General features: G+C 69.6%; 11 protein-coding genes. 10 read left to right on the top strand and 1 reads right to left on the bottom strand.

Going from position 1 to position 12,965, the window contains the following annotated elements:
- Positions 1-7: 7 nt before the first annotated feature.
- Positions 8-1,114 (bottom strand): mannose-1-phosphate guanylyltransferase, encoded by a 1,107-nt coding sequence (locus KV100_RS07480; protein WP_220342213.1) that lies wholly within the window; start codon positions 1,112-1,114, stop codon positions 8-10.
- A 162-nt stretch (positions 1,115-1,276) separates the two neighbouring features.
- Between KV100_RS07480 and KV100_RS07475 the strand changes: the two genes are divergently transcribed.
- The 10 genes from KV100_RS07475 to KV100_RS07430 all read left to right on the top strand — a co-directional run bounded on the left by KV100_RS07475 (position 1,277) and on the right by KV100_RS07430 (position 12,914).
- On the top strand, positions 1,277-3,898 hold the full coding sequence (locus KV100_RS07475; protein WP_220342212.1) for a CDP-glycerol glycerophosphotransferase family protein: 2,622 nt from the start codon (positions 1,277-1,279) through the stop codon (positions 3,896-3,898).
- Positions 3,895-4,929, top strand: coding sequence for a DUF6270 domain-containing protein (locus KV100_RS07470; RefSeq protein ID WP_220342211.1), 1,035 nt, complete (start codon positions 3,895-3,897; stop codon positions 4,927-4,929). The genes KV100_RS07475 and KV100_RS07470 overlap by 4 nt, the downstream gene beginning before the upstream one ends.
- Before the next feature lie 80 nt (positions 4,930-5,009).
- Positions 5,010-7,157, top strand: a complete 2,148-nt coding sequence (locus KV100_RS07465; protein WP_220342210.1) for an acyltransferase family protein — start codon at positions 5,010-5,012, stop codon at positions 7,155-7,157.
- Between the two features lie 113 nt (positions 7,158-7,270).
- Complete coding sequence (locus tag KV100_RS07460) at positions 7,271-8,194, top strand: Rossmann-like and DUF2520 domain-containing protein (protein ID WP_220342209.1); 924 nt, start codon at positions 7,271-7,273, stop codon at positions 8,192-8,194.
- A complete protein-coding gene (gene panC, locus KV100_RS07455; protein ID WP_220342208.1) occupies positions 8,191-9,057 on the top strand; it encodes a pantoate--beta-alanine ligase in 867 nt (288 codons plus the stop codon). Before KV100_RS07460 ends, panC begins: the two co-directional genes overlap by 4 nt.
- Complete coding sequence (gene panD / locus KV100_RS07450; RefSeq protein WP_220342207.1) at positions 9,057-9,479, top strand: aspartate 1-decarboxylase; 423 nt, start codon at positions 9,057-9,059, stop codon at positions 9,477-9,479. Before panC ends, panD begins: the two co-directional genes overlap by 1 nt.
- A 25-nt stretch (positions 9,480-9,504) precedes the next feature.
- On the top strand, positions 9,505-10,275 hold the full coding sequence (locus tag KV100_RS07445) for a type III pantothenate kinase (protein WP_220342206.1): 771 nt from the start codon (positions 9,505-9,507) through the stop codon (positions 10,273-10,275).
- Between the two features lie 31 nt (positions 10,276-10,306).
- Positions 10,307-11,812: a lysine--tRNA ligase gene (gene lysS, locus KV100_RS07440; RefSeq protein ID WP_220342205.1), complete on the top strand. Its 1,506-nt coding sequence runs from the start codon at positions 10,307-10,309 to the stop codon at positions 11,810-11,812.
- 66 nt (positions 11,813-11,878) lie between these two features.
- Positions 11,879-12,217, top strand: coding sequence for an Lsr2 family protein (locus tag KV100_RS07435; protein ID WP_220342204.1), 339 nt, complete (start codon positions 11,879-11,881; stop codon positions 12,215-12,217).
- 496 nt (positions 12,218-12,713) lie between these two features.
- A complete protein-coding gene (locus tag KV100_RS07430) occupies positions 12,714-12,914 on the top strand; it encodes a GtrA family protein (RefSeq protein WP_220342203.1) in 201 nt (66 codons plus the stop codon).
- Positions 12,915-12,965 lie beyond the last annotated feature (51 nt).

Below are 12,965 nucleotides of genomic sequence, written 5' to 3'. Positions count from 1 at the left end.
AAGGTGCTCAGAGCAGGTCCTCGCGACCGGCCTCACGCCACATCTCGACGAGGGTCTTGACCTGCTGAGCGCGGGCCCGGGTCGTGACGAGGACGGCGTCGGGGGTGTCAACGACGACGACGTCGTCGATCCCGAGGACCGAGACCGTCCGTCCCGACGTCACGACGACCCCGCTGCTGTCGACGGCGGTGACGAGCTCCGGCTCACCGACGACCCCCAGGTCGCCGTCTCCGGCGAGGATCGCCTCGGACACCGCGGCGAAGTCGCCGATGTCGCTCCAGCCGAAGTCGGCGCGCACCATCGCGACGCCGCCTGTGGCGGCCACGGGCTCGGCGAGAGCGTGGTCGATCGCGATCTTGGTCAAGGTCGGCCAGGTTCGCTGCATGACTGTGTCCCGCTCTTCGCTGTCCCACGCGGCCACGATCTCGTCGATCCCGGCGTGGAGGCGAGGCTGCTCGCGGCGCAGGTGGTCCAGCAGGACGTCGGCTCGGGCGACGAACATCCCGGCGTTCCACCGGAACGTGCCGGCCTGTACGTACTCTCGCGCGACCTCGAGCTCCGGCTTCTCCACGAACCGCAGCACCGAGACGGCGTCGGGAGCGTCGTGGACCTCCAGCGAGTCACCGGTCTCGACGTAGCCGTACGCCGTGGAGGGCGAGGTAGGACGAAGCCCGATCGTCGTCACGAACCCCTCGCGTGCGACGGCGGCGGCTTGCCGAACCGCCTCGTGGAAGGCGTCTACGTCGCGGATCAGGTGGTCGGCGGCGAACGAAGCGACCAGCGCCTCAGGGTCGCGCTGCAGGATGAGGGCCGCCATGAGGCCGATCGCCGGCATCGAGTCCCGGGGGGACGGCTCGGCGACGACGTGGTCGGCGGCGAGCTCGGGGAGCTGGGCGACGACCGCGTCGCGATGGCGGACGCCCGTGATGACGTTCACGCCGTCCGCACCGACGAGCGGGAGGAGACGGTCGTAGGTCTGCTGCAGGAGGCTGCGCCCGCTGCCGGTGAGGTCGAGCAGGAACTTCGGTCGTCCGGCGCGCGAGACCGGCCAGAGGCGGGTGCCCGCGCCCCCGGCGGGAATGATGGCGTGCAGCGACGGCACGTGCGAGCCCATGGCGTCCTTCCGTTCAGGTCCGGCGTCCCAGAGTAGTCGGCGGTGTGGCACGCCTTCTCGGCGCCGGTGGTATCGGCCCCTTGTACCATCGCCCGGGGACGTGAACGCCGTTCGCCCCCTCCACCAGCCACGAGGTCAGGAACTCCCTCCACCATGCTTGACGTGAACGCCGGACCACGACGGATCGAGTTCTCGCTCGTCTCAGCGGTCTACAACGTCGCGAGGTACCTCGACGACTTCATCACCTCCGTCGAGGCACAGACCTTCGATCTCTCGGCTGTCGAGGTGATCATGGTCGACGACGGCTCGACGGACGAGACCTCCCAGATGCTGAAGGCTTGGGAGGTGCGTCGTCCCGACCTGGTGACGGTGCTGACGAAGGAGAACGGCGGTCAGGCCTCCGCCCGCAATCTCGGGATCGAGCAGGCGCGGGGACGATGGGTGTCGTTCCCGGACCCCGACGATGTGCTTGCGCCGGACTACCTCGAGCGGGTAGCCCGGTTCATCGCGGCCGAGCCCGATGTGGACCTCGTCGGCTGCGCACGGTGGGTCCTCGACGACGCCAGCGGCCGCCTGACCGACACCCACCCGCTGCGGCACCACTTCGCCGGCGGTGACCGCCTCCGCGACCTCGAGGAGAACCCGCAGCACTTCTACGGGAGCGCGCCGGTCGCCTTCTTCCGTCGACAGCGCCTCGACGACCTCGGGCTTCGCTTCGACGCCGAGCTCCGTCCGAACTTCGAGGACGGGGCGTTGTGCGTGCGCTATCTTCTCGGGTCGCCGGGCCGGCCACGGGTCGGCTTCGTCGGGTCGGCGCACTACCACTACCGACGGCGCAACGACGCCACGTCGACCCTTCAGACCAGCCTCGCCCACCCGGGCCGCTACACCGATGTCCTCCGCGACGGCTACCTGGCCGTCTTGCAGGAGGCGGTCGACGAGCGAGGCGTCCCTCCGGAGTGGCTGCAGAACCACATCCTGTACGAGCTCTCATGGTTCTTCAGCAGCCAGGACGGCGCGTCGTCACGCGGCAGTGCCGAGACTGCCGGGGTGGCCGACGAGTATCACCGGCTCCTCGGACATATCCGGCGCCTCCTCGAGGACGACGTGATCGAGGCCTTCACCGTGCGGCCCATGAAGCGGATCTGGAAGGACATCCTCCTGCACTCGTACGCGGACGCGCCGTGGTGCACGCCCTACGTCCGGGTGGACCGGACGGACGCCGACCAGGGCTTGACGCGGCTCGTCTACCACTACACGGGTGACGCACCTGCCGAGCGCGTCCTCGTGAACGGGGTCGAGATGTCGCCGCGCCACGCGAAGGTGCGTGACATCGCTTACCACGGGCGGGTCGTCATGCGTGAGCGTGTGCTGTGGGTGACTTCGCGGGCGAACGTGCGGATCGTCCTCGACGGTCGCCGGCTCCCGTTCCGTTTCGACCAGCCGTCGTCGGCCATCACCTGGCTCAAGCCCGGTCGTGTCCGGTCTGAGGTCGCGGCCCGTGAGACCACCCACCCGATGGACGTCCCCTCGAAGGCCAGCGGTGTGTCGGCGGGCGACCGGGCGCTGGTCCGGATCGCCCGGTCGCGGCTGTTCCGCAAGTACGCCAAGGCATGGGTCCTCATGGACCGGATCCACGATGCAGACGACTCAGCCGAGCACCTGTTCCGATACCTGCGCGACGAGCGGCCCGACATCAACGCGTGGTTCGTCCTGGAGAAGGGGACCGCGGATTGGAAGCGGCTCGACTCCGACGGCTACGGCGACCGGTTGGTGGCGCACGGGTCACGCGACTGGAAGCTGCTCATGCTCAACTGCCGTCACCTGATCTCCTCGCACGCCGACCACCCGGTCGTGCGCCCGTCGGCGATCATGCGCCTGACCGGTCAGCGGTGGCGGTTCACGTTCCTGCAGCACGGCGTCATCAAGGACGACCTGTCCGGGTGGCTGAACCCGAAGTCGATCGACGTCTTCGTGACCAGCACGCCGGGCGAGCACGCCTCGATCGCCGGTGACCACACCCCGTACAGGTTCACCACCAAGGAGGCCGTGCTCACCGGTCTTCCGCGCTTCGACCGGTTGCGCGAGATCGGTCAGCGGGTCGCGCCCGACGACCGCGACCTGGTCCTCGTCGTCCCGACGTGGCGCAACTGGCTCCAGCCGCCGCTCGAGGAGGGCTCGCAGCGTCGTTCGGTGCACCCGGAGCTCTTCGCGTCGGAGTTCATGACGAGCTGGCGGGCGGTCCTCGAGTCGGAGGAGCTCGCGCAGGCGTGCGCCGCGCAAGGTCTCAAGATCGGGTTCCTGCCCCACCCGAACCTCCAGCCCGCTCTCGAGCAGATGCAGCTGTCGCCCCACGTGGTGCCGCTCTCGTACCACGGCCAGGACGTTCAGGAGATCTTCGCCCGAGCAGCGGTCCTCGTGACCGACTATTCGTCGATCGCCTTCAACGCGGCCTATATCGACCGCCCGGTCGTCTACTTCCAGTTCGACCAGGAGCGGGTGCTCAACGGCGGACACGTCGGGCGCAAGGGCTACTTCACCTACGAGCGCGACGGCTTCGGGCCCGTCACGTATGACGCCGAGGCGGCTGTCAAGGAGACGATCACGTCGCTGACGCACGGACGCGATCCTCGTCCCGAGTACGCCGCGCGCAACGCGGCCACCTTTCCCGCGCGTGACGGGCGGTGCCGCGAGCGCGTGACGGCGGCGATCGAGGCCTCAACCCGGAGGCTCACCGTCGCAGAGGCGGCCGAACCCGTGCAGACAGCCGTTCAACCGGCATGAGTGAGGTGCGATCGATCGCGCTGTTCGGCAGCTGCATGACACGCGACAACTTCAACTCACGCTTCAATCCTCACTACAAGGCGACGTACCGGTGTGACGTCGCCCAGAACCAGATGTCGGTCCTGAGTCTCATGTCGGAGCCCATCACGGAGCGCTGGGAGCCGACCAAGGCGATGTCGGACTACGACGTGTGGAACATTCGCACGGAGTTCGACAAGGCCTTTCTCGGCGAGCTTGCCGGGTCGAGTCCGAGGCCTGACTACCTGCTGCTGGACTTCTTCGGGGACGCGCACTTCGGTGTGCTGCAGCTCGACGACGGCAGGATCATCACCGACAACCGCTGGAAGGTGCATGCGACCGACTTCTATCAGCGGCTGCGCGACGAAGGCCGGCTGACCCGCCTTCATCCGACCAGTGACCCTGACGCCTACTTTGCGCTGTGGTCCGAGGCGGTGGACCGTTTCGCCGAGCACGTGCGCCTGACCCTGCCCGAGACCCGGGTGGTGGTGCACTGCGGGCATCACACCAACCTGTTGATGCTTCCGGACCGTCCTCGACCGGGGAGACTGCAGAAGCACCGCAGCATCGCCCGGATCGACGTGGAGGCGGCCAACGATCAGTGGCGACGGATGGACGCCTATGCGGTCGAGGCCTTCGGGGCGGCGGCGATCGACCTGACGGGCGAAGACTTCCCGACCTTCGACGACCACCCGTGGGGGCCGTTCTACGTCCACTACCGCATGGACTACTACCACCGGTTCCTCGCCGAGCTGCACAAGATCGTGATCGGTGACGGCGCCACCCCGACTCCTCAGATGGTCGCCGACATCGAGCTGGCGGCGGGGGAGACCCCCACCCTCCGGCTTGCCGCCTGCGAGGAGGAGCGCGCCGCGCTCAAGGAACGCCTCATGTCCCGCAAGGAGGAGGTCGCTCAGCTGCGTTCACGTGTGGCCCGGCTCGAGCGCACCCCCTGGCGGCGTGCAGCGTCCCGTCTCCGTCGTACCCGCGCGTTTCGCGCGCGGCGACCGTAAGCCGTGTTCGCCGACGCGAGGGCGGAGCTCTCCGACGGCGGTTGTCCGAGGCCGCACCGAAACGGCTAGCATCGTCGGCGATGTCGTCGACCGTCGAGAGCCGCCGTGCTCGCCCCGCGGTCGGGGCATCTGTGCCCCAGGCCACCCCGGTCAGGCCCGAGATCCAAGGTCTCCGCGCGATCGCGGTCGGTCTGGTGGTCGTGTTCCACCTGTGGCCCAACCGGCTCCCGGGTGGCTACCTGGGCGTCGACGTCTTCTTCGTGATCTCGGGATACCTGATCACGGCGCACATCCTGCGTGAGTCCGACCGGACCGGCACCATCGCGCTGGGAGCTTTCTGGGCCCGCCGTGCGCGGAGGCTGCTCCCCGCGGCCTACCTCGTCCTCGCGGCATCCCTCGTCGCCGTCGTCGTCTGGGTGCCGCGGATGCTGTGGCAGCAGTTCGCCCGGGAGATCGGTGCCGCCGCGCTCTACGTCGAGAACTGGGCGCTCGCCCACGACGCCGTCGACTACCTCGCCGCCGACAACGTCGCCTCGCCGGCGCAGCACTACTGGACGCTGTCGGCGGAGGAGCAGTTCTACCTCGTCTGGCCGCTGCTCGTCCTTGCCGGCCTCTGGCTGGCGCCGGTGCTGGCGCCGAGCCTGGGCGTACGGCGACAGAGGCTCGCCGTAGGAGGCGTCCTCGGCGCCGTCACGCTCGCGTCCTTCGCCTACTCGCTCTACCTCACCGCCGCGGACCCGGCCCGCTCCTACTTCGTCACGACCACGCGTGCCTGGGAGTTCGGCGCGGGAGCGATGCTCGCGTTCGTCCCCGTCCTGGCCGGACGCCGTCACATCCGTGCCGCGATCTCATGGGCGGGTCTGCTCCTCCTGGTGGTGTGCGCCCTACGGATGACGGAGGAGACTCCGATGCCGGGTACGGCCGCGGTCTGGGTCGTCCTCGGCACCTGCGCCTTGCTGTGGGCTGGCCATCCGGAGGTCGGCTGGTCGCCCACGCGCGCCCTCGCGTGGCGCCCGGCCCAGTTCGTCGGCGACGTGTCGTACTCCATCTACCTGTGGCACTGGCCGCTGATCGTCATCCTTCCGTACGCCACCGGCTCCGACCTCGGCATGCTCGACAAGCTGGCGATCGCCCTGGCGACCCTCCTGCTCGCCTGGGCGACGAAGGTCTGGGTCGAGGACCCGGTGCGCACCGGTCGGAAGTTCGGCCTGCGCCGGTCCTCGGTGACGTTCGGTCTGACCGCGGCGACGGCGGGGGCGTTGGTGGTCGGTTGCTTCGCCGGCTGGTCGGTGGTGGAGCGCGACAACGAGGCTCGTGCCGCCGCAGCCGACGCGCTGCTCACCCAGCACGGCGGGTGCTTCGGGGCCGCGTCGCGCGATCCTGCGAAGTCCGAGGTGTGCCCCGACCCCTCTCTCGAGGACGCCATCATCCCGGACCCCTCCGAGGTGAAGACCGAGCACGCGACCTACGAGCGCTGCGCCAAGCACCTGCGCGGCGCGACGTTCGAGGGATGTCCGTTCGGGACCCCCCGCCGAGGGGTGCCGCACATCGCGGTCATCGGCGACTCCCACGCCCGGGCGATGATGCCGATGTTCGAGATCCTCATCGAGCAGGGCGTGCTCACCGCGGAGATGTTCTCCTCGCCCGGCTGCGCCTGGTCGACCGTCCCGCCGGCCGCGGGCAACACGCAGGGGCGCAAGAAAGCCTGCGCCGCTCTCAAGGCGAACCTCGCCGACCTTCTCGCGAAGGACGCCGACCGCTTCGACTTCATCGTCACCACGAACCGGGCCTCCAGCCAGCGCGCCTCGCAGGAGGAGCGGGTCCAGGGCCTCCTCGACGTGTGGCGACCGGCGCGGGCCGCACGGGTGCCGATCGTCGCGGTGCGCGACAACCCCGAGGGCGGTCGGCTGCCCGAGGACAACCCGAACATCTGCCTGGGCGAGGTCGGCGCCGCAGGAGCGGAGTCGTGCGCGCTCTCCCGCAAGGAGGCGGTCACCGACAACTTCGACCCGTACGGGGAGGCCGTGAAGAAGATCGGCAAGAAGAAGCGTGCGGTGCACCTCGACATGACCCGTTGGTTCTGCGACGAGGACACCTGTCCCGTCGTGATCGGGGGCGCGAACGTCTACCGGGACAGCAACCACATCACGATGACCTACGCCCGCACCATGGCGCCGTACTACCGGAAGGCGTTGGTGAAGGCGGGTCTTCTCGACCGACGCCGCTGACGGACGCGGGTGTGAGGCGCGCCACAAGCGGGTTACGGCGAGGTTTCGCGCACGTAGACTGAACGAGTCCGTTTGTCTGGTACCCCGAGGGGACTGGAACGAAAGGCACGTCGATGACGTCGCTCCACGCCGTAGGCGTGGTCGGTGCAGGTCGCGTCGGAGCGGTTCTTGCCGCCCGGCTGCGCGAGGCCGGCCACGAGATCGTCGCAGTCAGCGGACGGTCCGCCGCTTCCCGCACCCGCATCGACACCCTCCTTCCTGGTGTGGACGTGCTGACGCCCGCGGAGGTGGCCGCGCGCGTTGACGTCCTCCTGCTCGCGGTCCCCGACGACTCGCTCTCCGCGCTGGTCGCCGAGCTCGCGCTGGACGGACACCTCCGTCCAGGACAGGTCGTCGTGCACACCAGCGGTCGTCACGGTCTCGGAGTGCTGGCGGCTGCCGCGCACGTCGGCGCGCGCCCCGTCGCCATGCACCCGGCGATGACCTTCACCGGCACCGACATCGACCTCGAGCGGCTGGACGGCTCCGTCTTCGGGCTCACCGCCGGTCCGGGCGAGCGGGAGGTCGCCGAGGCCCTCGTCGCCGATCTCGGCGGCCGGGCGATCTGGATCCGGGACGAGGACCGTACGACCTACCACGCGGCACTGGCCCACGGGTCCAACCACCTGGTCACGATCGTCTCGCAAGCCATGCAGATCCTCCGTCGGACCGGGGTCGACGACCCGGCGAGCGTGCTGCGGCCGCTCCTGACCGCCGCCCTCGAGAACGCACTCCTCTACGAGGACGCGGCGCTCACCGGGCCCGTCGTGCGGGGCGACGTCGAGACCGTGCGCTCCCACGTGGCGGCGCTCCACGACCAGCCCATCCCGGTCCTCGACACGTACGTCGCGATGGCGCGTGCGACATCGGTGCACGCCGTCGCCGACGGGCGCCTCGACCGGCGTGGCGCTCTCGCCATCCGCCAGGTCCTGCGCGAGTCCGAGTGGGACGTCCTCGCCACGCTCGTCACCGACGAGGGCTCGCGGACCGACGCATGAGCACACCTCTGGTCGCCACGACGCGTGGCGCCCTCGACGCCGCGCTCGCGCCCGCCCGCTCGGAGGGCCGCTCCGTGGCCCTCGTCCCGACGATGGGCGCCCTCCACGACGGTCACCTGGCGCTCGTCTCCCGCGCACGCGAGCTTGCCGACGTCGTGGTGGTCTCGGTCTTCGTGAACCCGACCCAGTTCGGCGCGGGGGAGGACCTCGACCGTTACCCCCGCACCTGGGAGGCCGACCTCGCGCGGCTGTCGGACGTCGGCGTCGACGTCGTCTTTCACCCTGCCGTCGCCGAGATGTATCCCGCCGGCCCCGACTCCGACGGTGTCACGGTCGACCCGGGGCCCCTCGGCAGCGAGCTGGAGGGCGCCGTACGCCCGACCCACTTCCGTGGTGTCCTCACCGTGGTCACCAAGCTCTTCGGCCTCACCCGCCCAGACGTCGCGCTGTTCGGCGAGAAGGACTTCCAGCAGCTCGTCCTGATCCGCCAGGCCGCACGTACGCTGTGCCTCCCGGTCCGGGTGGTGGGCTGCCCGACCGTCCGAGAGGACGACGGGCTCGCCCTCTCGTCACGCAATCGCTACCTCGACGCCGTCCAGCGAGAGCGCGCGGTCATGCTCTCGCGCGCGCTCCAGGCCGGAGTGGACGCAGGGCCGTCCGGCGCGGTCGCCGTGCTCGAGTCCGCGCGCAAGACCTTGGGCGAGGTCGACGGCGTGGATGTCGACTACCTCACCCTGCGCTCGCCCGACCTGGGCGAACCCGTTCCCGGCCAGGAGGCGCGGCTGCTTGTCGCCGCCCGAGTCGGGTCCACCCGTCTGATCGACAACGTCGCCGTCTCGCTCGGCGCGGAGGAGGACTCCTGATGCTGCGGACGATGATGAAGTCCAAGATCCACCGCGCGACGGTGACCCAGGCCGACCTGCACTACGTCGGGTCGGTGACCGTCGACGCCGACCTTCTCGAGGCGTCAGACATCCTGCCCGGCGAGCTGGTCCACATCGTCGACATCGACAACGGTGCGCGCCTGGAGACGTACACGATCGCGGGGGAGCGCGGCTCGGGCGTGATCGGCATCAACGGAGCGGCCGCCCGCCTCGTCCACCCCGGCGACCTCGTCATCCTCATCGCGTACGCGCAGGTCACCGATGCCGAGGCGCGTGAGCTGGCTCCTCGCGTCGTGTTCGTCGACACCGACAACCGGGTCCTCGGCACGGGGTCGGATCCCGCCGAGCCGGTCCCGGGGTCGGACACGGTCCGCGGCGACCTCGTCGCACCCACGGGCTGAGGGACGGCTGCGCCATGATGGTGCCGTGAGCCTGCTGTGTCTCGACGTGCGCAACAGCCAGACGGTCATCGGAGTCTTCGATGGGGACCGGTTGACGGCGCGCTGGCGCGTGGCGACGCTGGACACGCGGACGGCCGACGAGTGGCAGCTGCTCCTGCGGGGCATGCTCGCCCAGCGTGATCTCGGGCGGGTGGACGCTGTTGCTCTGGCCTGCACCGTGCCCGCCGTCCTGCACGAGCTGCGCCTTCTCCTGGAGCGCGACTACGCCGACTGTGCCGTCTCCATCATCGAGCCCGGCACCCGCACGGGAGTCGCCATCCTCATGGACAACCCCCGCGAGGTGGGAGCGGACCGCATCGTCAACGCCGCCGCGGCAGGCGTTCTCTATCCCGACCGGCCCAGCATCGTCGTCGACCTCGGCACCGCGACGACGTTCGACGTGGTGGACGCCCAGGGTCGCTACGTCGGGGGCGCGATCTCCGCCGGCATCGGCATCTCTCTCGAGGCGCTCGCCCGGCGCGGAGCGCAGCTGCGCTCGGTCGAGCTCGTCCGCCCGCGCGGTGTCGTCGCCAAGAACACCGTCGAGGCCATCCAGTCGGGCATGGTCTTCGGCTTCGCCGGTCTCGTCGACGGGATCGTGACGCGGATGGTGCGCGCGCTGGGGACTGACGACGTGGCCGTGGTGGCGACGGGCACCCACGCCGACGTCGTCCTCGGCGAGTGCGCGAGGGTGACCGCGCACGAGCCGGACCTCACGCTCATCGGGCTGCGCATCGTCGCCGGACGCAACGCCTGAGCCGTCGACCATCGCGACTACCCTGGGTCGCATGACCGAGCCCGTCCCCACCGTGCCCGCCGACGACCTCCCGGAGCAGATGCGCGTCCGGCGCGAGAAGCGTCAGCGGATGCTCGACGCGGGGATCTCGCCGTACCCGCTCACCGTCCCCTACACGCGGACGATCCACGACATCGTGGCTGCGTACGACGCCGAGGCGCTCGGTCCGGACGCGCGCACCGGTGACGACGTCGCGACCGCCGGTCGCGTGATCTTTCTCCGCAACACCGGAAAGCTGTGCTTCGTCCGGCTCCGCGAGGGGGACGGCAGCGAGATCCAGGGCATGCTCTCCCTTGCCGAGGTCGGCGAGGAGTCGTTGGCCGAGTTCAAGTCGCTCGTCGACATCGGCGACCATCTCGCCGTCGAGGGCGAGGTCATCACCAGCCGGCGCGGTGAGCTCTCGATCCAGGTCAGGTCGTGGCAGATCGCCGCCAAGACGCTCCGCCCGCTGCCCAACGAGCACAACCCCTTGTCGGAGGAGCTCCGGGCGACCCAGCGCTACGTCGATCTCGTCGTCCGTCCGCAGGCCCGCGAGGTGGTGCGCGCAAAGGCGACGGTCCTCCAGTCGCTGCGCCGCACCCTCGACACACGTGGCTTCATCGAGGTTGACACGCCGGTCCTGCAGTTCACCAACGGTGGTGCTGCCGCACGTCCTTTCAAGACCCACATGAATGCGTTCGACCAGGAGATGCTTCTCCGAATCGCTCTGGAGCTTCACCTCAAGCGAGCACTGGTCGGTGGCGTCGACCGCGTTTACGAGATCGCCAAGACTTTCCGCAACGAAGGCGTCGACAACACCCACAACGTCGAGTTCGCGATGCTGGAGGCCTATCAGGCCTACGGCGATTACCACACCATGGCCGATCTCCTTCGTGACCTCGTCCGCGATGCCGCCCGCGCGCTCGGTCGCACGGTCGTCGCCGGCCGGGACGGGACCGAGATCGATCTCGAGGCGGAGTGGCGGTGGGCCAGCATCCATGAGCTCGTCGCGGAGGCCGTCGGGACCGACGTCACGCTCGAGACCGACGCCGACACCTTGCGCAAGCTCGCTGCGGAGCACGACGTGGCGCTCCGGGACGGCTGGGGGGCCGGCGAGATCGTCCTGGAGCTGTTCGAGAAGCTCGTGGAGCACACCCTCGTCCAGCCGACGTTCGTCGCCGACTACCCGCAGTCCGTACGGCCGCTCGCCAAGCCCCACCGGAGCAAGCCCGGTCTGGCCGAGGCCTTCGACCTCATCATCAACGGTGTCGAGCTCGCGCCCGCCTACTCGGAGCTGAACGACCCGGTGCTGCAACGCGAGCTGCTCACCGAGCAGGCGGCGTTGGCAGCCGCTGGGGACCCGGAGGCGATGGACGTCGACGAGGACTTCTTGCGCGCGCTCGAGTTCGGGATGCCGCCGGCGGGCGGAATGGGGCTCGGTGTCGACCGGCTCGTGATGCTCTTGATGGGCGTCGGAATTCGGGAGGCAATTCTGTTCCCGGCCTCGCGCGAGTCCTGATTTGCCCTTTCGGGTGCGGCGATCGCGGATTATCGGCAATTTTCGCGAGCGCGTATATTGCCAGGCATGGCTCAGAAAATTCAAGTAATCCTGGTGGACGACATTGACGGTGGTGACGCGGACGAGACCGTTTCGTTCGGTCTCGACGGCGTGATGTACGAGATCGACCTCTCCGCAAAGAATGCACAGAAGCTCCGCGACGCATTCGCGCCCTACGTGGCCGAGGCGCGCAAGGCACGAGCCGGTCGCCGCAGGTCGGCGGCGAGCGGCTCGGGCCGCCGTCGCAGCGGTGGAGCGGGAAGTGCATCCGAGATCCGTACCTGGGCGCGTGAGAACGGCTACGAGGTGTCCGAGCGGGGCCGCGTGAGCGAGGAGGTCCGGTCGGCGTACGACGCCGCGCACTGATCGAGGGTCGGTGTGGGTGCGGAGGCAGACCCTTCCATACCCCTCGCCGCTGACGGCAGCTGCCCGTGAACGGCAGGTCGAGGCTTCGACTACTCGCTCGGCTTACTTGCTTCCTGCCCTCGGAGGAGAGATCGACTGCAGGTGCGCGGAGGCTCGCGTAGATCGGGCGTTCACGGCGTCCGGCAGCGCAGGAGCGCCACGGCCGGCCGGTCCGAGTCTCGGCGCTGTCTTCACGGATTCGCCTCCGCGTCGCCGACGCCGAGACCGCAGAACCGCGGCCTTCGGTCGGTTTCATCGCTGCCTCACCGTGCCGCCGCGCCCCAATGAAGCACGCACTGCGAAGGATCGCACGGGCAGCGGACGGTGGTCCGCTGGAAGGACGTGGTGGTCGTCCGGATGCCCGCTGCCCCGGAGTGGGTGTGAGTCGGGTCGGGTCGACCTGTCACGACCTTCCCTTCAGCACCCTCCGGGATGCGTCACGCCCGCACGTGCCTGGATGTGGCGGCACCTCACGGCCTTCGTCGTCGCCAATGCCGTTGCCCTCGCGATTCCCGCGGTGTGTCTCGGAGTCAGCAGGTACGCACTCGGGCTGTCGTCGCTGCTCGCCGACAACGTCGCCGCGAACGTGGTCGGGCTCGTGCTCGGGACCGGCGCCCGCTGGGTGCTCTACCGCCGTTTCGTGTTTCGCGCCCACTGAGCCGTCGCGCGCCCGTTCGCTGTGGGTGAACATTCGCCCGTCCCGGTGTTC

The sequence above is a fragment of the Mumia sp. zg.B21 genome, assembly GCF_019550855.1.
In the GTDB taxonomy this organism is placed as follows: Bacteria; Actinomycetota; Actinomycetes; order Propionibacteriales; family Nocardioidaceae; genus Mumia.
Note: the sequence above shows the minus strand (reverse complement) of the source record. Positions and strands in the feature narration are given on the sequence as shown.

What these genes read in the sequence shown, in the direction of transcription:
- KV100_RS07480 (WP_220342213.1), bottom strand. Translation starts at nt 1,114, where the DNA reads ATGGGCTCGCACGTGCCGTCGCTGCACGCCATCATTCCCGCCGGGGGC.
- KV100_RS07470 (WP_220342211.1), top strand. Translation starts at nt 3,895, where the DNA reads ATGAGTGAGGTGCGATCGATCGCGCTGTTCGGCAGCTGCATGACACGC.
- KV100_RS07465 (WP_220342210.1), top strand. Translation starts at nt 5,010, where the DNA reads ATGTCGTCGACCGTCGAGAGCCGCCGTGCTCGCCCCGCGGTCGGGGCA.
- KV100_RS07460 (WP_220342209.1), top strand. Translation starts at nt 7,271, where the DNA reads ATGACGTCGCTCCACGCCGTAGGCGTGGTCGGTGCAGGTCGCGTCGGA.
- panC (WP_220342208.1), top strand. Translation starts at nt 8,191, where the DNA reads ATGAGCACACCTCTGGTCGCCACGACGCGTGGCGCCCTCGACGCCGCG.
- panD (WP_220342207.1), top strand. Translation starts at nt 9,057, where the DNA reads ATGCTGCGGACGATGATGAAGTCCAAGATCCACCGCGCGACGGTGACC.
- lysS (WP_220342205.1), top strand. Translation starts at nt 10,307, where the DNA reads ATGACCGAGCCCGTCCCCACCGTGCCCGCCGACGACCTCCCGGAGCAG.
- KV100_RS07435 (WP_220342204.1), top strand. Translation starts at nt 11,879, where the DNA reads ATGGCTCAGAAAATTCAAGTAATCCTGGTGGACGACATTGACGGTGGT.
- KV100_RS07430 (WP_220342203.1), top strand. Translation starts at nt 12,714, where the DNA reads ATGTGGCGGCACCTCACGGCCTTCGTCGTCGCCAATGCCGTTGCCCTC.